Source organism: Tractidigestivibacter sp. (assembly GCF_057241865.1).
The window spans coordinates 24,050-42,714 of record NZ_DBHHPX010000024.1 but is presented as its reverse complement, the minus strand read 5'-3'; the positions used below and the strand labels follow the sequence as shown (position 1 = coordinate 42,714).

The following is an 18,665-nucleotide window of genomic DNA, read 5'->3' as shown; positions in this document are numbered from 1 at the left end:
GGTGCAGATGTATTGCCCTGATTGGCAGATTTAGGGTTGACTTTAACAGCCCTCCGTGCGCAGGACCAGCGCCACCTTCCTCGCGCCGTAGGGGGGTTGTCCACGTGGACGCGGTCTATCTCGGCCATCAGGCGCCCGTCGTCCGCGGGGGCCGCGCTGCCGCTGTCCCCGCGCTCGTAGTAGGCGCTGCTCCTGGCGACGCCCAGCAGCTCGCAGGCGTGCCTGCGCGTGAGGCCGTCGTGGCTGCCGGCGGCCGCCAGGGACCTCTCCCGGGTCGTGGCCGCACCCGTCGCAAGACCGGCGGAGGAGGTCGCGCTCGACGGCGGGCTGCCCGATCGTCCCCGGCAGCTCGTCGTGCTCCCTCTTCGCGGCTTCCTCCCTCGCCTTCCCCTCGCGCGCCCTCTGGGCCTTGCCGAAGACGTCGGCGGCGCCCTCATCCAGGAGCTGGTCGCGCCACTCGGCCGCCAGCGACGGCACCACGCCGCTCTCGCTCGTCACCTGGGACAGCGTCTTGTCACCCCTGACCACGTCGAGCGCGACCCGCATCTTGAACTTGGGGCCGTACCTCTTTCTCGTTGTCTTGTTCATGCAACAAGCCCCTCCCGTGCCCCCTGGCACATTGTCGGGCTTTCGGCAGCTCATGCTCAAGCGTGTCTAGATTTGGCCAGCCACATTAGGAGGACGCCGCGAGCCCTGGCAGCGTACAATCGCGAAGACACACACGACTACGGAGACCTTTGCTTGGGACAGCTTCGCAACATGGCTCACATCTTGCTGGCGGTGCTGCTGGCAACCACACTTGGCGCTGCCCTTCTCGCCTGCAGCGAAACCGGGGCAAGCGAGGGGGGCGTCTCGTCCTCCGCCACCGCCATTGAGCGGGACGGCAGCTACACGAGCAAGGAAGACGTAGCCCTCTACCTGCATACCTATGGGGAGCTGCCACAGAACTTCATCTCAAAGACAAGGGCGCGCAAGGCCGGTTGGGACCCGCAGAAGGGCAATCTTGACGAGGTGTGCCCCGGCAAGAGCATCGGCGGAAGCGTCTTCTACAACGACGATCACTTGCTGCCAGACGCCCCAGACCGAACATGGCATGAGTGTGACATAAACTATCAGGGTGGAAGACGGGGAGCCGAGCGCATCGTGTACTCGAACGATGGGCTCATATACTACACGCCGGACCACTACCAGACCTTCGAGCAGCTCTATTAGGAGAAGACGTGGCAACCGTGAAGATCCGCGAGGCGGGCCCCGCCTCCGAGCAGGAGATATTCCAGCAGATTGCAAAGAAGCTCAGGTTCCCCGACTACTTTGGCAACAACTTCGCAGCCCTTGAGGACTGTCTTGGCGACATGACCGAGAGCACCCGCGTCGACGTGGTGCGCTACCGCGATGACCCCGATCCCAAGCGCCGCGCCTTCTTTGGGACGCTTTGCGCGGTGGTTGCTCGCGTAGCCCTGGAAAACCCCAACGTGCATCTCACGATGTACGAGAAGTGCTAAAGTGAGTCGAAAAATCCTATCGATCGATACCTTGGGGGGAGCCATGGGGGTTCCAATCATCGCCAGCGCCGCCGCTGCCCAATCTGCTGTCGCAGAGCTGATGAGCAACGAGGCTGAGTTCGTCAGCTTCACCCTCACGGAGATCTGCAACGATGTCCAGGTCCCTGCCTCGGCGATTCATGACGATGTGTGCGCGGAGATTCCAACTGCCCTGTCGCAGTGGGAGCAGACCGTCTCCAGCAACGCTGATGCGGTCAACCAGATATACGCCCAGCTGCAGGAGGCCGATAACGCTGCCGCGAGCAACATGCTCTCCAGCCAGCCAACGGCTTGATTGGGCGCTCGCCTCCAAGTGTCTCACCCGCCACGGTACGAAGTCCGGTGAAGTTCATGCGAATCAATAAAACGGCTGCAACAGATGTGCTTGAAAGGAACGTGACCGAGCTAGACAAGCAGATTGACCGTTGCGATGCAGAGATAGACAAATTCAACAGCATCCACCTCGCGGGCTTCTCAGGAAAGGCGCCCCTGGCACTTATCTCCCAGATTCGCGGACAGGTTCCCGTTCTCCATGCGTACAAGGTCTTCTTTGAGTCACTCAGGGAGGCAGAGAAGGACAATGCATCCGAGATTGATTGTCTGCCGGAGACAAGCCCTGGGGTCCTTGATACGGACGAGGCACAGGACCGCATTGACCAGGCCCGGGAGGAAATTCGTCGGCTTGAGGACGAGCGCGACGAGACCATCGACAACCTCAATAGGGCAAGCATGCTCTGCAGTGTCATCACCATAGACGACTCTGCAATCAGTGCCTACTACTCACTATTGATCGAGGCACAAAACCTCATCATTCATCACTACGAGTCGATCCTAGAGGCCTACGACGCCTACGGAGTGGCGGCCCAGCGCATCTACGAGGGGGTGGATCGAGCGCCATTCGATACGGCACAACTCTCAGTCTCCTCCTACAACGCAACCCACTCATGGGGAGTGCGGGGGCTCGAGGCGTATCTCCCTGTCGACCAAGCCAAGCTCTACGAAGGTTTTGAGACCGTTGGTGACCTGCTGACTAATGACGTGACGCTCAAGAAATCCGACATGCAGTCGGTTGGCCTTCGCGTTGGGGCCGTAAAGGGAACGCTGAGCGGGGCAATAAACGACACAAGCGCAAAAGCGGGAACATTTGGAAAGTTCAAGCTTACCGGAGAGGGGAAACCAGAAGCGAAAGCAGGCGCATATATACAGGGTGAATATACGTGGCTGCATGGCAAGGCCGCCCTAGAGACCAATGGGGCGAAGGCGGACGCAGAGGGAAAACTTCTTACGGGAACTGCAAAGGGAGAGCTTGGCGGTACTCTCTTCGATGACGAAGGGAACATTCGTCCCAGCCTTTATGCTGGTGGTAAGATCTCCGGATCCGTCTTTGATATGGGAGGTAACATCCAAGCTGGCGACAAGCACAATAACGTACACGCCAATGGCAATATGAAGATTCTCACCGCCGAGGCGAAAGCAAACGCTCGAATTGATACAGGTGGGGTCACGGCAAAGGCCGAGGCCGGTGCCTACGCCGTGAAAGGCGAACTCTCTGGGGGAGTCACCGTCCTCGGCATAAAGCTAGATGTCAAGGCCGAGGGAGGGGCCGGAGGAGCAAGCGTTAAGGCTGGAGGAGAGGTCACCCGGCACTCGGCGGGCTTCGAAATTGGGGCAGGGGCAGGTGTGGGCGCTGGCTTATCCGTAAATATCGATTGGGGTGGCTTCCCTGCCGCAGTGAAGGACTACTCTGTAAAATGCTGGAACAGCGTATTCCATTAACCTGCGATTCCTGCACTATCTAGTTTCCTTGAACATGCTGGGCTCAGTCAGAAAGGACGGATTGGAATGTACGAGGACCTCCTACCAGTTGGATCCGTTGTCCTTCTCAAAGATGGTAACAAGCGCCTTATGATTACCGGCCGCGTGCAGGCCAGACGTGGTGACACGCATGTCTACGACTATTCGGGATGCCTCTTCCCAGAGGGGCTGACCGGTGTGGACTCCCTCTACTTCTTTGACCACAGCGCAATTGACACCGTCTTCTTCATTGGGTTCCAGGACGAGGAGGAGCTTGCCTTCAAGAAGCAGCTCAGCCAACTTGGGGAACTCTATGTCGACAACGATGGCAACATCGCGGCACGATGATCGAGTGACGATGCCAGAGGCAATCGCTGGTGCAAATGCGCACTACGCACACTCCAACTCTTCGTCAGAAGTGCTCCCGAGCAGGACACGTGCCGATACCGAGAGGCGCATTGGCGAGCTTGTTGCCGCTCGCAACAACGTAGCCGCGGCAAACGAAGAGGTCCAATCGTCGGCAAGGCACGTGCTCTCCGACATCGAAGAGCTGTCGTACGCCTTGGGAAGATACTTCCCCGACGAGCTTTCCTCACTTGAGAGCCAGATCAACACCGCTCGCCTCGACCTCGAAGAGAGTCTAGACAGGATGTATGCACAAGTTGGGATTGAGATTATCAATAGCGCCTAACCCATGCCCCTTTTGGATGCTCGACGATGCCTAACTTTGTTGCTGCAATTTCCCTTATCTTTAGGAGGACGATATGCCAGACGCCTATGCAATCGCGCACTTCCTGGCTGCCGGGAACTCGCCCGAGGAGATGCGCCTGACGGCGGTCGTCATGCTCTCCCTCGCGGCCGCCCTGGCCGTGCCGCTCGCCTGGATGCTCCGCAGGCAGGACGAGTCGGCCGGCTGCACCGCCCACGCCGTGGGCACCGTCGTGGGCGGAGGCCACGTCGCCTACGGCAACAACCTCATCCCCAGGTGCGCCTACGAGGTCGGGGGCGTGCGCTACGAGGTGGAGGGCCCCAGGTTCGAGTCCGGCACCTTCGCGCCCGGGATGAGGTGCAACTGCACGAGCAGGGAGGGCCTGCCGAGGACGTTCAGGGGGCCGGCCATAGCCGACAGGCTCGTGGACACCCGCTCCAACGACGGCTGGTACGCCATGAGCGCGCTCTCCGCCCTCTACCCGGTGGGGTCGGGCGTGGACGTGTGGTACGACCCCTCCGACCCCTCGCGCGCCTACGTGCAGAGGCCCGTGCGCAGGTACCGGGTGGGGATCATGAACCTCCGGGGCTGGGTGATAGGGCTGGCCGCCGCGGGGCTGTTCTCTCTCTGGATATCGATCTTCTCGGCATGACTGCCGTGCGACGAGGGTTTGGGAGTGGGAGGACGATATGCCAGACGCACATGCAATCGCGCACTTCCTCGCGGCCGGCGCATCGCCCGAGGAGATGCGCCTGACGGCGATCGTCATGCTCTCCCTCGCGGCCGCCCTGGCCGTGCCGCTCGCCTGGATGCTCCGCAGGCAGGACGAGTCGGCCGGCTGCACCGCCCACGCCGTGGGCACCGTCGTGGGCGGAGGCCACGTCGCCTACGGCAACAACCTCATCCCCAGGTGCGCCTACGAGGTCGGGGGCGTGCGCTACGAGGTGGAGGGCCCCAGGTTCGAGTCCGGCACCTTCGCGCCCGGGATGAGGTGCAACTGCACGAGCAGGGAGGGCCTGCCGAGGACGTTCAGGGGGCCGGCCATAGCCGACAGGCTCGTGGACACCCGCTCCAACGACGGCTGGTACGCCATGAGCGCGCTCTCCGCCCTCTACCCGGTGGGGTCGGGCGTGGACGTGTGGTACGACCCCTCCGACCCCTCGCGCGCCTACGTGCAGAGGCCCGTGCGCAGGTACCGGGTGGGGATCATGAACCTCCGCATCTGGGTGATAGGGCTGGCCGCCTTGGGCGCATTCTTTGCTTGGCTTGCGGTCAGCATTGCCTAATCGCGGCCCGCACCCGCGGAAGGGAAAGGAGGACAAGAGCCATTGCCGCCGCGTGACGAAGCCCGCACAACGTACTCACGACCCCCTACCGCACTCCCTGCCCCAGCGGCGGCATCGGTTCCCACGCAGGGTCGCGCAAGGCCTCCTTGGAGTCTTTGTAGCCCGCCCAAAGCCTTGCCCAGCTGGGGCCGAAATGCCCGCGGTCAACCAGGGCCAAGCGCAGGAACTCCTTGGCAAACGAGAGGAACGTGCCAAAGCCGTAACCCACGGGGTTGTAGTCACCGTGCAGCATGAAGTAGCGCGCCATGTAGCCGCGGTTGCGCATGATGTGGTAGCGGGTCATATCAGAGGTTGAAGAGATCTGGCGCATGCCGGACGCACCGACCTCCTGGTGACGTACCTCTCGCGTTCTTCTCAGCACAAAGTCTGGCACCAGCACGGGCTGGCACACCTTGCTGGCAAGGTAGCCGTAGACGGCGTCATCGTAGTAGATGAAGAAGCGGTAGTCGGGCAGGCCTATCTTCTCAACAACGCAGCGCCGGAAGAGCGCCCCCTCGAAGCACATCACGTTTACGTCTATATGGTCCGCACCGTTGAAGCCAGCACGCGAAAGCGGATTGTAGATGCACAGCGACGTCAGGAAATGGTGCTGCCAGAAGAAGGGCGTGCCATCATAGTCGTAGCGCTGGCCCTGCACCACATCATACCTGGCCGACCATGGCTCAAGACGCTCTAGGGCATCGGGAAGCACAGCCACGTCATCATCCATGACCCAGAACCACTCTGCTCCAAGCTCGAAGGCACGTCTCACGCCCTCTGAGAAGCCACCAGATCCCCCAGTGTTGGTCTCCTGCGGGTCGTAGACCACTCGTGTCGTCCCGCCCGCAGAGTCGGGCTCTGAAGAGGTCCCGCCCCACTGCGAGGCAACGCGCGCCGAGAAGTCCGCAACCATCTGGGCCGTCTTGGCCGAATCCTCGTTGTCCACCACCACAACGCGCCATGGCGCAACGGTGAGCTCCGCGATCGAGTCAAAGAGACGCCCCAGGAGCTCTTGTCGCTTGAAGGTGACTATCACGATTGCGAGACGATCCATGTGCCATCCAAGGTCGCGGTGGTCAGTGCGATATGCGAGGCGTGTCTCGGCAGGGGACCACGTGGCAGGCCGACACCGAACCGCTCAAGTCACTGTATTATAAGGTACGGCCGCGGACCCACCGTGGCGGTCGGCGGCAGGGAGGTCACGTGGAAGCCACGAATGCAGGCAGCAGGGCACCCAGGGGCAAGAGGCGCTTTGCGCACAAGGTGTCGGTTGTGGTGCCCACCTACAACGTTGAGCGCTACCTCGACCAGTGCCTCACAAGCATCCAGATGCAGCCCTTCGCAAACGTCGAGGTCATCTGCGTGAATGACGGCTCGACCGACGGCTCGCTCGGCATCATGCAAGAGCATGCTGCCAGAGACCCCCGCGTGCGCGTAATCGACAAGCCCAACGCCGGTTACGGAGCGGCATGCAATGCCGGCTTTGATAGTGCCACTGGTGACTACGTGGCCATCGTCGAACCAGACGACTACCTCACCGGCAACATGTTTGGCGACCTTCTCGACTTTGCCGACTCGCTCGATGGTGGCCCAGTGGACATCGTGAAGTCATCCTACTGGCGAATCTTTAACGCAGGGACCCCCCATGAGCTGCGCACGGTTTGCCTGTACCAGGACCGCGTGAATCCGCCGCGCCAGCCCTTTGCCATTGGGGACGGCGTCGCCCTGCTCGAGCATCACCCCTCGATCTGGACGGCCCTGTATCGCAAGGCCTTTCTCGATGGGCGCGGCATTCGCTTCCGCGAGTACCCTGGGGCCGCTTGGGCCGACAACCCGTTCCTGGTGGAGACCCTCTGCCAGACGGATCGCATTGCATACGTCAATCGCCCCTACTACAACTACCGCGAGGACACCGAGGAGAAGCTCGTGTCATCCACGCGGCGCGACCCCTTGCTGCCCATCGAGCGCTGGAACGATATGCAAGACATTGTCGAGCGCCTTGGGGTCACAGACGAGCGGGTCCTCTCGGCGCAGGCCAAGCGAGCCATCAGCTACTGCGGCCTTACCATCGACGCGGTTGGCCTTGGCTATCCCGGCGTGCGCGAGGCGATAGCGCAAACATACCAGAGGCTTGACTACGGCCTGGTGATGGGGCAGCCGCTGGTGACGCCAGCGGCAAAGCGGCTTTTCTGCGAGTTCACGGGCAGGCCCGACCCACAGGTTGGGCGGCTCTCGATGCTGCCCGCGGCGGCCGGCGAGGTATGGTATCGCCTGCGCCACACAAGCCCCAGCTACACGTGGTTCTCGATTGCGAGCTTCATGCGACACCGACGGGGGCGCATCGGCAGCAAGGGGTAGTGGATGACGCTATGAGACAAGGGGGCAGTCCCCTTGTCTCATAGCGACGTGCAGAACGGGCCCAAGCCCCTCTCGCCACCGCGCCTCATGAACGAGGCGAGAAAGCCTTCGGTGTAGGCGAGCCCCGCATTGCCGGATCTGATGGGACCTTGCATCGCTTTTGCGCCCACGCCGCGCGGACGCGCCACATCGGCGGCAAGACGCGCGCGGTCAGAGGAGACCATCTCCCCCACCAGCTGCCGCCGCTCCTCGGCGGAGAGGCCCGACCTGTCCGAGAAGACCCCGGTGACGCAGTCAACGAGGCACTCGAAATAGCGATTCTGGATGAGACCCATGCTGGTGGGATCCCCGTCGAGTCCCCAGTGGTGGTAGAGGCCCACGAGCGTTCCGTACTGTCGCTCGAGTGCGCGATAGTCCCGCACCGAGAAGCCCGGCAGACGCTGTGGCGAGCGGCCCTCGACGTAGTAGTTGATGTGTCCGGTGAGGCCAACGCGCTCGACGTCGCGCACGTAGCCGGCCATGAACGAGAGGGCGTCGTTGCAATCGCCGTCCCCGTCGGCAAACGAGAGGCCCAATTGCTGGACGCGCGAGCGCAGGAACAGCTTTGCGCAGGGCGACGAGAGGAGATTGCCTTCAAAGAGCTGCCAGGCACCAGCCCGGAAGTCATGCTGGGTTGGGAAGACGTGCAGAGGCTGGCCTGCCTCGAGGGAATCCTGGCGTCGCCCGTCTCGCAGGACAGATGCCGAGAAGCCCGCGATGGCAAGTTCGAGCGAGGACTCCTCCGCAAGACTCACGAGGTCGGCAAGCATGTCAGGGTTTGCCCATCCGCCCGCGTCAAAGAACACGAGATAGTGGCCACGGGCACGAGACACACCAAGGTCAAGGGCCCCTGCCAGGCCGCACCCATCGGCCTGCACCAGCGAAATGGAAAGGTCTCGCTCCGCGATGGTGTCGACGACGCTCGGCGTCCCATCCGTCGAGCCATCGTCCACCACGATGGTCTCATGGTCTCTCAGCGTCTGGTTCTGGATGCTCTCGAGGGCTCGCCGAATCGTGGCGGCATTATCGCATGTGGCGACGACAACCGAGACAACGGGTTCTCTGTGCACAGAGCCTGGCATATTCTGGCGCGACTCTCCTCCCCGAAGACCGTTTTGGTGGACTACGTAACAGCCCCATCAAATGTTGAGGAAAGAGTATCAGCCGTTCGTGAAGCCTGCGTGACAAACCCGGGCAACTACCATTACTACAAACAATGTGCAGGAGAGGGACACAGTCTGTGGCTCCTTGCCACCGTTCGCCGCCCCAATCGGAGCGCTTGGCTCACGCCCGAATCGCTTTATTCCCCATTGCTCACAAGCGTGCCCACGGCAAGGCCAAGCGATACCTGGTCAATCACGCTGTTGCCTGTCGAGACGCTGTTGCCGCTCTCGTCAGTGGTCGTCTCGTCCGTAACCGGAGCGTCGAGCCTCGAGAGGCCATCGGTCCCTGCCGACTGGACCTTCTCGGCAAGATCGAGGATCTCCTGCGTAGACATGTCGGTACGGATGGACGAGAGGAACTCGGAGGCACGGCTTATCAGCGAGTTGACCCCCACGCCGGCGAGCGAGCGCACCTCGTCCCACACCGAGTTCGTAGAGACAATCACATGCGTGACCGGCAGGTTCGCGGCCGTCGAGAGCGGCGAGACACACGCAGCCGCACCCGCGCTGTTGAAGAGTTCGGCCAGCGTCGTGTCCTGCCCGTTGTAGGAGACCCTCACGTTGGTGGGGATGGAGACGAGCGTACCCGTAGCAGCGGTCTTGTCGTAGACCAGAAGCTCTGCCGAGGAGAGGTTGGCACCACCGCTCTGGGACGCGTCCAGGCTGTCCGTCGTGAGGAGCAGGACGCCCATGAAGCTGTGCTCCGAGACGGTATAGCCCAGATCCGAGATGGAAGAGGTCTTGCTCACCGAGGAGCTTAGGCCCCTGTCTCCCAAGTGCGACTGCGCCTGGGCTCGTTGCCAAGCCGTGTTAACCACAATCCCGCAGGCGACAAACACAACGACAAGCACGATGGCGGCAATGAGGTTGCGATGCGGGTTGTCGCGAGGTACGTCGATTCGCTCGAATCGCTCACGCTGCCTAGCCATGGAACCCCTTTCGTTAGCCTACGCATGGAGCCGGGCATCCCGGCGTTTAGAAGAGAATACCTGATGCGGAGACGATAAGTCCCACGACAACCCCGACCGCGTAGACGAACGCGGTGATAGCGACGTTCTGGCGCAGGTTGTCGTTGGTGCGGAAGAGCACGAGAAGCCCAACGCCCCCGGAGGCGAGAAGCCCCGCAACCATGGGGCCCGCACTCAGGACGCCATCGAGGTAGAGCTCGGTGATGGCCACAGAGGCTCCGCAGTTGGGAATCAGCCCGACAAGGGCGGCCAGCAACGTTGCGCGCACGGGGTGGCTGCCCAGAAGCCGTGCGAGGACGTCTTCCCCCATGACCTCGATGAGCAGGCCGAAGAGGAAGGTGATAAACAGGATGAAGCCGGTCACCTGCACGGTATGGATAGCAGCAGAGCGTACGATGCCCCAGCGGCCATGCCCGTGGTGATGGTGGCAGCCGCGCACCTCGCCAGAGCCCTGCCTGGCCTCCTCCACGGCGTCGCTCTCCTCGCCCCCATCGTCATCACAGTGGCAGTGGGCCCGCTCGCAGAGCTCGTGAATGCGCGGCTCGGGATTGCCCACATGGCGCACGGCACGCATCACCGCATCGAGCAGGAGGCCCACGACAAGGCCAACGATTACCTTGAGCAGCACGATCGAGAGCAGGCGCCCCACGGGCTCCTGGTGAGCGAGAAACACGGGCACCATCTCGTCCGAGGTCGAGAGAATCACGGCCACCAGCGTGCCCGCCGTCACAACGCCGCCCGAGAAGAGCGTGGCGGCCATGGCTGAAAAGCCGCACTGCGGGATGGCACCGAGAAGGGAACCCGCCACGGGGCCCGCATGGCCGGCACGGGTAACCAGGCCCTGCATGCGGCCTTCGGCGGAGTGCTCGAGGGCCTCCATGGCCACGTAGGTCACAAACAGGAACGGGACCAGCTCGAGCGTGTCGAGCACCGATTCGATGATCACGTCGACGAATATGTCCAAGACGCATCCTCCATGAGAGGGCACTGGGCTACACCCAGGGCGCAAGAAGTCCATCGGGGTATTCTACTCGAACAAACGTAAGCCCCTGCGCCGGAGCGCACGGTCCCGCAGCAACTCGGTCGCGAGCGGCAAGCACCTGGGAGACCCACGAGGGTTCGCGATGCCCCCTTCCAACCTCGACGAGCGTGCCGGCAATCGTGCGTACCATGTTATGAAGGAACGCGTTGCCCGTAACGTCTATGGCGACAAGGGGCTCGCCCGCCTCCTCGATGCGCGAGACCTCCACCCGTTCGAGGTAGCGGCAGGTGGACTTCCCCTCGGCCGAGGTGGCCTTGCAGAAGCTCCTGAAGTCATGCTCCCCCACCAGGCAGGCCGCCGCCTCGTGCATGACGTCCGCGTCCAGGTTCCCCCGGTGCCACCACGCGTGATCCCATGCGAGCACGGGGCGTGCGTCGCCCGTCGCAATGCGGTAACGGTATGAGCGCGAAACCGCATCAAAGCGCGCCGAGAAGCGCGCATCGGCGCGGTAGAGGCACCGTATCGAGATGTCGTCGGGCGTCAACGCCACAATCGAGCGAGAGAGCGCATGCCCCGCAAGCCCAAGCTCCCTCTCGCTTACGGGAACGCTCGCGTACTGCGCCAACGCGTGAACGCCAGAGTCCGTGCGTCCGGCGCAGACCAGCTCGACCTCGCGACGAAGGACGGTCGAGAGGGCGCGACGCAGCTCTCCGGCAACGGTTCGCTGGGCGGGCTGTTCGGCAAACCCCGCAAACGCAGTGCCGCGATATCCCACGAGAAGCACGAGCGTCCCTGCGGCAGGAACCCCTTCCACCAGGGGGACGTCCCGCTCGGTACGGTCGGGCCTGTGCGTGGGTGGCGCGCACGGAGCGGCGCTCGGGTGGCTGGGTAGTGCACCTGTCATGTGGTTGGGCCCCGCTTTCGGCAGACGATTGCAACGCATGGAGCTTACCACGAGACGCACGCTCCCCAGGCAGGGCAGGGACCCCAGCCCCTCTGCGAGCTATCCCATCGTCGTGCACCTTCCCGACAACTAGCTGAAAGGGTCCCGGCCAATTTGGACGGGACCCTTATCGCCTCGATGGGAGGATGCCCTACTCGGACTTCTCCTCAGCCTCGGAGGCAGGCTCCTCGGCCTTGGTCTCCTTGGCCTTGGGCTCCTCGGCAGGGGCGGGTGCGGGAGCAACCTTGGTGACCGTGGCCTTGGGCTCAGCCTTGGCCTTCGGCGCGACGGCCTCGGTCACAAGCTCCATGATGACGACCTCAGCGCCGTCCCCCTTGCGGGGGCCAAGCTTCATGATGCGGGTGTAACCGCCGTTGCGGTCGGCCCACATGCCCTGAGCGGCCTTCTCGAAGATCTCGCGTACGACTTCCTTGTCGCCGATCTTGGCGATGGCAAGGCGGCGCGAGTGCAGGTCGCCCTTCTTGGCCCACGTGATGACCCTGTCCACGTCGGGACGGATGGCCTTGGCGCGCGACTCAAGGGTCTTGATGCGATCGTTGGCAAGCAGGGCAGAGACCAGGCTCTTCTTCATTGCCTTGGTATGGCTGGCATCGGTGCCGAGCTTCATGCCCCTCTTCTTGTTATGCCTCATGTCTAGCTTCTCCTATGCGATGCGAGCGGCAGCCTAAGCCTTGAGGGACAGTCCCATGGACTCAAGCTTGTCCTTGACTTCCTCGATGGACTTGACGCCAAAGTTGCGAATGTTGAGAAGGTCGTTCTCGGAGAACTCCACGAGCTGGCGTACGGAGTGAATGCCGGCGCGCTTCAGGCAGTTGTAGGAGCGGACGGAGAGGTCCAGGTCCTCAATCTGCTTGTCGAGCTCGGCGTTGTCCTCCTCGGCGCCCGTCGCGAAGATCGACTCGTCCTCCTGTGGCTCGTCGACGTCCGCAAGGCCCATGAAGGCCGTCATATGCTGGTTGATGATATTGGCGGCCTCGACGATGGCGTCACGCGGGCTGATGGAGCCGTTGGTCTCGACCTCAAGCAGCAGGCGGTCGTAGTCGGTGTGGCGACCAACACGGCAGGGCTCGACGAACTTGGCGCAGCGGCGCACGGGCGAGTAGAGCGAGTCGACGTGAATGATCCCGATGGGGTCACTCTCGCGCTCGTTGTCGTCACCAGAGACGTAGCCACGGCCAATGCCAATGCGCATCTTCATGGAGAGGTGCGCGTCGGTGCCGAGGGTGCAGATAACGTGGTCGGGGTTCACAAGCGTGAACTCCGTGGGGATGTCAAAGTCCCCGCCGGTGACCGTCATGGGGCCATCGACGTTGATGGAGGCGGTGGCCTCCTCGCCGGTGCCCATCGCACGGAACACGAGGCCCTTCACGTTGAGGACGATATCGGTGACGTCCTCGTAGACACCCGGCACGGTGGTGAACTCATGCTGCACGCCATCAATCTGGATGGCCTCGACGGCTGCGCCCTCGAGAGAGGACAGCAGCACGCGGCGCAGCGAGTTGCCCAGCGTGTCACCATAGCCACGCTCGAGCGGTTCCGCGCTCACGCGTGCGAGGTTGTCATTGATCTCTTCTACCGACACTGTGGGCCGGATGAACTCGGACATTACTACCTCCAAACTGTGCCGGCTTACTTGGAGTAGAGCTCGACGATGAGCTGGGCATCGATGTCGAGGTCGATCTGGTCACGACTGGGAAGCTGGAGCACGGTGCCTTGGAGCTTCTCGATATCGACCTCAAGCCAGGCCGGCACAGCCATGTGCTCGGAGGAGACAAGGGCCTCCTTGATGGGGAGAAGGTCCTTGGCCTTGGGTGCTACGGCGATGACGTCACCGGCCCTCACCTGGCAGGAGGGGATGTCCACGCGGTGGCCGTTCACGGTGATGTGACCGTGGAGCACGGTCTGGCGGGCCTCCTTGCGGGTGCGGGCGAAGCCAAGGCGGAACACGACGTTGTCGAGCCTGGACTCGAGGATGGCCATGAGGTTGTCGCCCGTGATGCCTTCGCGCTTAAGAGCCAGCCTGTAATAGCTGCGGAACTGCTTCTCGAGAACGCCATAGATGAACTTGGCCTTCTGCTTCTCGCGGAGCTGTGTGCCGTACTCGCTCTCCTGGCGGCGGCGCTGCCTGGGCTGGCGGTGAGATTCCTTGTTGATTCCCATGACGACGGGATCGATGCCGAGCTGACGGCACCGCTTGAGGACAGGCGTCCTGTCAACTGCCATTAGTGGTGTCCTTCCTAGCTACACGCGACGACGCTTGCACGGACGGCAACCGTTGTGCGGGATGGGGGTCTTGTCCTGGATGCCCGAAACCTCAAGGCCAGCAGCCTGGAGGGAACGGATGGCCGTCTCGCGACCGGAACCGGGGCCCTTGACGAACACGGAGACCTTGTGCAGGCCGTGCTCCATGGCTGCCTTGGCAGCGGCCTCGGCGGCGAGCTGCGCCGCGAACGGGGTGGACTTACGGGAGCCCTTGAAGCCAACGGTGCCACCAGACTGCCAGGAGATCACGTTGCCCTGGGGGTCGGTGATGGAGACGATGGTGTTGTTGAAGGTGCTCTTGATGTGAGCCTGGCCAACCGCGATGTTCTTGCGCTCGGAGCGGCGCACGCGGGTGGTGCGGGCATTCTTCTTCTGCGGCATTGTGTTATCCCCTTACGCCTTCTTCTTTGCACCGATCTGACGCTTCTTGCCCTTGCGGGTGCGAGCGTTGGTGTGGGTGCGCTGGCCGCGAACGGGGAGGCCCTTGCGGTGACGAAGGCCGCGGTAGCAGCCAATCTCCATCAGGCGGGCGATGTTTTGCCTCACCTCGCGGCGAAGGTCGCCCTCGGTGGTGTAGTTGGCATCGATGTAGTCACGGATCTTGGTGACCTCGTCCTCCGTCAGGTCCTTGACTCGAGTGGAGGGATTAACACCGGTAGCCGCGCAGATCTTGGTAGCGCTGGTCTGGCCGATGCCGTAAAGGTAGGTAAGTCCGACCTCGACGCGCTTGTCACGCGGAAGGTCGACGCCATTGATACGGGCCAACGTGAATCTCCTCTCAGTTACTAGCCCTGACGCTGCTTGTGGCGCGGGTTCTCGCAGATTACGTATACCTTGCCATGGCGACGGATGATCTTGCACTTGTCGCACATCTTCTTGACCGAAGGACGTACCTTCATGTGTCTTTCCTTCCAGTAGTAAGTACCTGTACTGGTAGTGCATCATGCCCGGCAGGTGGTGCTGCCTGGCCTATATCTTCTCGCCCAGCCGCAGGCGTGAATAACCAATCGCTGCGCGCAACGCCTACTTGTAGCGGTAGGTGATGCGGCCCCTCGTGAGGTCATACGGAGAGATCTCCACCACGACCTTGTCCCCGGGAAGAATCCTGATGTAGTTCATCCGGATCTTGCCCGAGATGGTGCAGAGGATGGTCTTACCGTTCTCAAGCTCGACGTTGAACATGGCGTTAGGCAGTGGCTCGACGACCTTGCCCTCAAGCTCGATAGCATCCTGTTTGCTCAAATTCAACCCTCTCAACGCTGTGACAGCGACCAAATATCTTACCTAAAATCCTCACAAACGTCCACGTTGCACTCAAATCGCACAACGTAGGCGCAGATCTGCGCTACGAGAGGGCGCTAGACGTCCCATCCCCGCCCTGCATGTTGCACCACGGCCCGATCTCGTCAGCCGTGAGGATGATGGGCCCATCCTTGGTGATGGCAACCGTGTTTTCGTAATGCGCGGCCGGAAGGTGGTTGTCGGTGACCACTGTCCAGCCGTTCGAGAGCGTATGCGAGTCGTAGGCACCCATGGTGATCATGGGCTCGATGGCGATGACCATCCCAACCTGCAGGCGAACCCCGCGTCCACGCTTGCCGAAGTTGGGGACGTTGGGGTCCTCGTGCATGACATGGCCCACGCCGTGCCCAACGTAGTCGCGAACCACCCCATAGCCATGGGACTCGGCGAGCTCCTGGATGGCAGCGCCGATATCGCCAAGGCGGTTGCCCAAAACGGCCTGCTCGATGCCCGCCCGGAGGCAGTCGCGCGTAACCTCGCAGAGGCCCTTGCTCTCATCAGAGACATTGCCAACATAGAACGTCCAGGCGTTGTCTCCTACCCAGCCACCAAGCGTGGCCCCGGTGTCAATCGAGATGATGTCACCGTCCTGCAGCGCAACGGCAGGCGACGGGATGCCATGGACAATCTGCTCGTTCACCGAGGCGCAGATACTTGCGGGAAAGCCACCGTATCCCTTGAACGTTGGGGTTGCGCCGTGCAGGCGAATGTAGCTCTCGACCACCTGGTCGATCTCTTTCGTGGTGACGCCGGGACGAACCATCTCCCCGGCACGACGAAGGGCCGCCTTGGACACAGCCCCGGCGGCCTTCATCTGCTCGATCTGTTCAGGCTCTTTGATGTGGATCATGCGGTGAGGAGCGCCTTGACGTCGGCATAGACCTCGTCGACCGGCCTGTCTCCATCGACCTCCTTGAGAATCGAGTGTCCACGATAGTACTCGATGAGGGGGGCCGTCTGCGTCTGATAGACATCAAGGCGCCTCTGGATCGTCTCGGGCTTGTCGTCGTCGCGCTGGTGCATCTCGCCGCCACAGCGCGGGCACACGTCGACACCCGCAGGTGCGGTGTAGCCACAAGAGCGGCAGGTGCGGCGGGAGCTTAGCCGCGTGACAATGACCTCGGGCTTGACGTCGACGAGAAGCGCGGCGTCAAGGTCGCGCTCCATGGCCGCGAGCTCGGAGTCAAGGGTCACGGCCTGCGCAGTGTTGCGGGGAAAGCCGTCGAGAATGAAGCCGGCCTGGGCATCGTCGGCCATCAGGCGCTCCTTCACGAGGTTGATGACGAGCGCATCGGGTACGAGCTTGCCGGCATCCATGTAGGACTTTGCCTCGAGGCCAAGCTTGGACTGCGCCTTGACGGCAGCGCGTAGGAGGTCGCCAGTGGAGATGTGGACGAGGCCAAACTCCTCCACGAGCTTCTGCGCCTGCGTGCCCTTGCCCGCACCCGGTGCACCGAGCAATACGATGTTCATGTGCATCCTCCTTCGAAAGAAGGGTGCCGGCCCCATGGCCGGCACCCAGCGCTACGGTTTGCCTACTTAAAGAAGCCCTCGTAGTTGTGCATCTTGAGTTGGCTTTCGAGTGACGCGATGGTGTCCATGGCCACGCCGACCATGATGAGCACCGAGGTTCCGCCGAACGACTGGATGAGCGTGTCGTTGGTGAACCAGAAGATGATGGTGGGCACCACGGCGAGAACGGCCATGAAGAGCGCACCAGGAAGCGTGACGTGGTCGATCGTGCTCTTGATGTAGGCCGCCGTTGCTGCGCCAGGCCTGACCCCCGGGACGAAGCCGCCCTGCTTGCGCAGCTGGTCGGCCGTCTCCTCGGGATTGAAGACCATCGAGGTGTAGAAGTAGGCGAAGAGCACGATGAGGACCACCGAGAGGGCCCAGTTGAGCCAGCCCGAGGAGAGCGCGTTGGCGACCGTCTGGATCCAGTCGATGCCAGGGAAGAACACCGCGATCTGGGCCGGGAAGTACAGCACGGCAGAGGCGAAGATGATGGGCACGACGCCAGCCGTGTTGACCTTGATGGGCAGGTAGGTGTTCTGCCCGCCCATGACCCTACGGCCCACCACGCGCTTGGCGTACTGCACGGGAATGCGACGCTGACCGCGCTCGATGTACACGATGAGCGGGACGATGGCGACGATCACAACGAGCGTGATGGCCGTGAGGAGGGCGTTGCCGTTGGTGGTCACCGAGGAGATGAGCGCCGAAGGCAGGCCCGACATGATGTTCGCGAAGATGATGAGCGACATGCCGTTGCCAACGCCGCGCTGGGTAATGACCTCGCCCAGCCACATGATGATCACTGCGCCCACGAGCATCGTGAAGACCACGATGGCGTTCTCGAGTGCCTCGGGAATCCCCATCTGGGAGAACGTCACACCATAGCTCTTGAAGTAGAAGAGGTAGGCGATGGCGTTGAGAAGCGCCAGGGCGATGGTGAGGTAGCGGGTGTACTGCGTAATCTTGCGCTGCCCCGACTCACCCTCCCTGGCAAGCTCCCCCAGCGATGGCACCACTGCCTGGAACATCTGAAGGATGATCTGGGCGGTGATGTAGGGCATGATGCCCAGGCTGAACACGGACATGCGCGAGAGCGCGCCGCCCGAGAACAGGTTGAGCACTGCCATGGCCCCGCTGGAGACGCCGGCGGCATACGCGCTCAGCATCTCCTGGAACGGGGCTCCGGGCACGGGAAGGTACGCACCGAAGCGATAGAGGACGAGGACCCCCACGGTGAGGAGGATCTTCTTCCTCAGCTCCGGCACTCGGAAAGCGTTGGCGATTCCGTTTAGCACGCCGGCTCGACCTTTCCTCCGGCCGCCTCAATCTTGGTCTTGGCAGAGGCGGAAACCTTGTCCACCCTGACAGTGAGCTTCTTGGTGAGCTCGCCGTCACCGAGGACCTTCACAGGAACATAGGTGCGCTTGATGATGCCCTTGGCAACCAGGGACTCGGCGTCGACGGTGTCGCCATCCTCGAAGACCTCCTGGAGGCGGGCGACGTTGACGGGTGCGTACTCGACGCGGTTGGGGTTCCTGAAGCCAGGGAGCTTGGGAAGGCGCATGGCGAGCGGCTGCTGGCCGCCCTCGAAGCCGGCACCCTTACCGCCGCCAGAGCGGGAGAGCTGACCTTTGGTGCCGCGACCGGCGGTGGTGCCGTGGCCGGAAGAGTTGCCGCGACCAATGCGCTTGCGGTTCTTCCTGGAGCCCTCTGCGGGGCGCAGATCATTGAGCTGCATTTGGG

The 18,665-nt window shown here is 62.5% G+C and carries 26 protein-coding genes; 9 read left to right on the top strand and 17 right to left on the bottom strand.

Annotated features, from left to right (window positions below):
• Window positions 1–42 precede the first annotated feature (42 nt).
• Complete coding sequence (locus tag ACO59D_RS08845; RefSeq protein WP_485126661.1) at window positions 43–588, bottom strand: transposase; 546 nt, start codon at window positions 586–588, stop codon at window positions 43–45.
• Between the two features lie 171 nt (window positions 589–759).
• Between ACO59D_RS08845 and ACO59D_RS08840 the strand changes: the two genes are divergently transcribed.
• The 8 genes from ACO59D_RS08840 (at window position 760) to ACO59D_RS08805 (ending at window position 5,330) form a co-directional block, all read left to right on the top strand.
• Window positions 760–1,212, top strand: coding sequence for a ribonuclease domain-containing protein (locus ACO59D_RS08840; RefSeq protein WP_130813130.1), 453 nt, complete (start codon window positions 760–762; stop codon window positions 1,210–1,212).
• Window positions 1,213–1,220: 8 nt separating this feature from the next.
• The gene (locus ACO59D_RS08835; protein WP_485126660.1) at window positions 1,221–1,502 is read left to right on the top strand and encodes a barstar family protein; all 282 of its coding nucleotides are present in this window, start codon (window positions 1,221–1,223) and stop codon (window positions 1,500–1,502) included.
• A gap of 43 nt (window positions 1,503–1,545) precedes the next feature.
• On the top strand, window positions 1,546–1,836 hold the full coding sequence (locus tag ACO59D_RS08830) for a hypothetical protein (RefSeq protein ID WP_485126659.1): 291 nt from the start codon (window positions 1,546–1,548) through the stop codon (window positions 1,834–1,836).
• Window positions 1,837–1,883: 47 nt separating this feature from the next.
• Window positions 1,884–3,317, top strand: coding sequence for a hypothetical protein (locus ACO59D_RS08825; protein WP_485126658.1), 1,434 nt, complete (start codon window positions 1,884–1,886; stop codon window positions 3,315–3,317).
• A gap of 66 nt (window positions 3,318–3,383) precedes the next feature.
• Window positions 3,384–3,683: a DUF4176 domain-containing protein gene (locus ACO59D_RS08820; protein WP_485126657.1), complete on the top strand. Its 300-nt coding sequence runs from the start codon at window positions 3,384–3,386 to the stop codon at window positions 3,681–3,683.
• A 10-nt stretch (window positions 3,684–3,693) separates the two neighbouring features.
• Window positions 3,694–4,026, top strand: a complete 333-nt coding sequence (locus tag ACO59D_RS08815; RefSeq protein ID WP_485126656.1) for a hypothetical protein — start codon at window positions 3,694–3,696, stop codon at window positions 4,024–4,026.
• Between the two features lie 73 nt (window positions 4,027–4,099).
• Entirely contained in the window at window positions 4,100–4,696 is a 597-nt protein-coding gene (locus ACO59D_RS08810; RefSeq protein ID WP_485126655.1) for a DUF3592 domain-containing protein, read from the top strand.
• 37 nt (window positions 4,697–4,733) lie between these two features.
• Entirely contained in the window at window positions 4,734–5,330 is a 597-nt protein-coding gene (locus tag ACO59D_RS08805) for a DUF3592 domain-containing protein (RefSeq protein ID WP_485126654.1), read from the top strand.
• 85 nt (window positions 5,331–5,415) lie between these two features.
• Here the strand turns inward: ACO59D_RS08805 and ACO59D_RS08800 are convergent, their stop codons facing one another.
• Window positions 5,416–6,423, bottom strand: a complete 1,008-nt coding sequence (locus ACO59D_RS08800; RefSeq protein ID WP_130812735.1) for a glycosyltransferase — start codon at window positions 6,421–6,423, stop codon at window positions 5,416–5,418.
• A gap of 149 nt (window positions 6,424–6,572) precedes the next feature.
• Here ACO59D_RS08800 and ACO59D_RS08795 point away from each other — a divergent pair, with 149 nt between their 5' ends.
• A complete protein-coding gene (locus ACO59D_RS08795; protein WP_485126653.1) occupies window positions 6,573–7,727 on the top strand; it encodes a glycosyltransferase family 2 protein in 1,155 nt (384 codons plus the stop codon).
• Between the two features lie 38 nt (window positions 7,728–7,765).
• Here the strand turns inward: ACO59D_RS08795 and ACO59D_RS08790 are convergent, their stop codons facing one another.
• The 15 genes from ACO59D_RS08790 to rplO all read right to left on the bottom strand — a co-directional run bounded on the left by ACO59D_RS08790 (window position 7,766) and on the right by rplO (window position 18,660).
• Entirely contained in the window at window positions 7,766–8,848 is a 1,083-nt protein-coding gene (locus tag ACO59D_RS08790; RefSeq protein WP_485126652.1) for a glycosyltransferase family 2 protein, read from the bottom strand.
• Window positions 8,849–9,066: 218 nt separating this feature from the next.
• Complete coding sequence (locus ACO59D_RS08785) at window positions 9,067–9,858, bottom strand: hypothetical protein (RefSeq protein WP_485126651.1); 792 nt, start codon at window positions 9,856–9,858, stop codon at window positions 9,067–9,069.
• Between the two features lie 46 nt (window positions 9,859–9,904).
• On the bottom strand, window positions 9,905–10,861 hold the full coding sequence (locus ACO59D_RS08780) for a putative manganese transporter (RefSeq protein WP_485126650.1): 957 nt from the start codon (window positions 10,859–10,861) through the stop codon (window positions 9,905–9,907).
• A 28-nt stretch (window positions 10,862–10,889) separates the two neighbouring features.
• A complete protein-coding gene (truA, locus tag ACO59D_RS08775; RefSeq protein ID WP_485126649.1) occupies window positions 10,890–11,783 on the bottom strand; it encodes a tRNA pseudouridine(38-40) synthase TruA in 894 nt (297 codons plus the stop codon).
• A 190-nt stretch (window positions 11,784–11,973) separates the two neighbouring features.
• Window positions 11,974–12,474: a 50S ribosomal protein L17 gene (gene rplQ, locus ACO59D_RS08770; protein WP_485126648.1), complete on the bottom strand. Its 501-nt coding sequence runs from the start codon at window positions 12,472–12,474 to the stop codon at window positions 11,974–11,976.
• A gap of 33 nt (window positions 12,475–12,507) precedes the next feature.
• On the bottom strand, window positions 12,508–13,449 hold the full coding sequence (locus ACO59D_RS08765; RefSeq protein WP_130812729.1) for a DNA-directed RNA polymerase subunit alpha: 942 nt from the start codon (window positions 13,447–13,449) through the stop codon (window positions 12,508–12,510).
• Between the two features lie 23 nt (window positions 13,450–13,472).
• A complete protein-coding gene (gene rpsD, locus ACO59D_RS08760; protein WP_485126647.1) occupies window positions 13,473–14,066 on the bottom strand; it encodes a 30S ribosomal protein S4 in 594 nt (197 codons plus the stop codon).
• Window positions 14,067–14,084: 18 nt separating this feature from the next.
• On the bottom strand, window positions 14,085–14,486 hold the full coding sequence (gene rpsK, locus ACO59D_RS08755; protein ID WP_059052952.1) for a 30S ribosomal protein S11: 402 nt from the start codon (window positions 14,484–14,486) through the stop codon (window positions 14,085–14,087).
• Window positions 14,487–14,498: 12 nt separating this feature from the next.
• The gene (rpsM, locus tag ACO59D_RS08750) at window positions 14,499–14,870 is read right to left on the bottom strand and encodes a 30S ribosomal protein S13 (protein ID WP_130812727.1); all 372 of its coding nucleotides are present in this window, start codon (window positions 14,868–14,870) and stop codon (window positions 14,499–14,501) included.
• Window positions 14,871–14,890: 20 nt separating this feature from the next.
• Complete coding sequence (gene rpmJ / locus ACO59D_RS08745; protein ID WP_013252436.1) at window positions 14,891–15,004, bottom strand: 50S ribosomal protein L36; 114 nt, start codon at window positions 15,002–15,004, stop codon at window positions 14,891–14,893.
• Between the two features lie 124 nt (window positions 15,005–15,128).
• Window positions 15,129–15,347: a translation initiation factor IF-1 gene (gene infA / locus ACO59D_RS08740; RefSeq protein WP_075575875.1), complete on the bottom strand. Its 219-nt coding sequence runs from the start codon at window positions 15,345–15,347 to the stop codon at window positions 15,129–15,131.
• A 103-nt stretch (window positions 15,348–15,450) separates the two neighbouring features.
• Complete coding sequence (gene map, locus ACO59D_RS08735) at window positions 15,451–16,257, bottom strand: type I methionyl aminopeptidase (RefSeq protein WP_485126646.1); 807 nt, start codon at window positions 16,255–16,257, stop codon at window positions 15,451–15,453.
• The gene (locus tag ACO59D_RS08730) at window positions 16,254–16,880 is read right to left on the bottom strand and encodes an adenylate kinase (protein ID WP_130812725.1); all 627 of its coding nucleotides are present in this window, start codon (window positions 16,878–16,880) and stop codon (window positions 16,254–16,256) included. Before ACO59D_RS08730 ends, map begins: the two co-directional genes overlap by 4 nt.
• 62 nt (window positions 16,881–16,942) lie before the next feature.
• Complete coding sequence (secY, locus tag ACO59D_RS08725) at window positions 16,943–18,217, bottom strand: preprotein translocase subunit SecY (protein ID WP_130812724.1); 1,275 nt, start codon at window positions 18,215–18,217, stop codon at window positions 16,943–16,945.
• Entirely contained in the window at window positions 18,211–18,660 is a 450-nt protein-coding gene (gene rplO / locus ACO59D_RS08720; protein WP_130812723.1) for a 50S ribosomal protein L15, read from the bottom strand. Before rplO ends, secY begins: the two co-directional genes overlap by 7 nt.
• Window positions 18,661–18,665 lie beyond the last annotated feature (5 nt).

Bases quoted from the DNA above. Each gene is read 5' to 3' on its own strand.
- ACO59D_RS08845 (WP_485126661.1), bottom strand. From the start codon at position 588: ATGAACAAGACAACGAGAAAGAGGTACGGCCCCAAGTTCAAGATGCGG.
- ACO59D_RS08840 (WP_130813130.1), top strand. From the start codon at position 760: ATGGCTCACATCTTGCTGGCGGTGCTGCTGGCAACCACACTTGGCGCT.
- ACO59D_RS08830 (WP_485126659.1), top strand. From the start codon at position 1,546: ATGGGGGTTCCAATCATCGCCAGCGCCGCCGCTGCCCAATCTGCTGTC.
- ACO59D_RS08820 (WP_485126657.1), top strand. From the start codon at position 3,384: ATGTACGAGGACCTCCTACCAGTTGGATCCGTTGTCCTTCTCAAAGAT.
- ACO59D_RS08815 (WP_485126656.1), top strand. From the start codon at position 3,694: ATGCCAGAGGCAATCGCTGGTGCAAATGCGCACTACGCACACTCCAAC.
- ACO59D_RS08810 (WP_485126655.1), top strand. From the start codon at position 4,100: ATGCCAGACGCCTATGCAATCGCGCACTTCCTGGCTGCCGGGAACTCG.
- ACO59D_RS08805 (WP_485126654.1), top strand. From the start codon at position 4,734: ATGCCAGACGCACATGCAATCGCGCACTTCCTCGCGGCCGGCGCATCG.
- ACO59D_RS08800 (WP_130812735.1), bottom strand. From the start codon at position 6,423: ATGGATCGTCTCGCAATCGTGATAGTCACCTTCAAGCGACAAGAGCTC.
- ACO59D_RS08790 (WP_485126652.1), bottom strand. From the start codon at position 8,848: ATGCCAGGCTCTGTGCACAGAGAACCCGTTGTCTCGGTTGTCGTCGCC.
- ACO59D_RS08785 (WP_485126651.1), bottom strand. From the start codon at position 9,858: ATGGCTAGGCAGCGTGAGCGATTCGAGCGAATCGACGTACCTCGCGAC.
- truA (WP_485126649.1), bottom strand. From the start codon at position 11,783: ATGACAGGTGCACTACCCAGCCACCCGAGCGCCGCTCCGTGCGCGCCA.
- rplQ (WP_485126648.1), bottom strand. From the start codon at position 12,474: ATGAGGCATAACAAGAAGAGGGGCATGAAGCTCGGCACCGATGCCAGC.
- ACO59D_RS08765 (WP_130812729.1), bottom strand. From the start codon at position 13,449: ATGTCCGAGTTCATCCGGCCCACAGTGTCGGTAGAAGAGATCAATGAC.
- rpsD (WP_485126647.1), bottom strand. From the start codon at position 14,066: ATGGCAGTTGACAGGACGCCTGTCCTCAAGCGGTGCCGTCAGCTCGGC.
- rpsK (WP_059052952.1), bottom strand. From the start codon at position 14,486: ATGCCGCAGAAGAAGAATGCCCGCACCACCCGCGTGCGCCGCTCCGAG.
- rpmJ (WP_013252436.1), bottom strand. From the start codon at position 15,004: ATGAAGGTACGTCCTTCGGTCAAGAAGATGTGCGACAAGTGCAAGATC.
- map (WP_485126646.1), bottom strand. From the start codon at position 16,257: ATGATCCACATCAAAGAGCCTGAACAGATCGAGCAGATGAAGGCCGCC.
- ACO59D_RS08730 (WP_130812725.1), bottom strand. From the start codon at position 16,880: ATGAACATCGTATTGCTCGGTGCACCGGGTGCGGGCAAGGGCACGCAG.
- rplO (WP_130812723.1), bottom strand. From the start codon at position 18,660: ATGCAGCTCAATGATCTGCGCCCCGCAGAGGGCTCCAGGAAGAACCGC.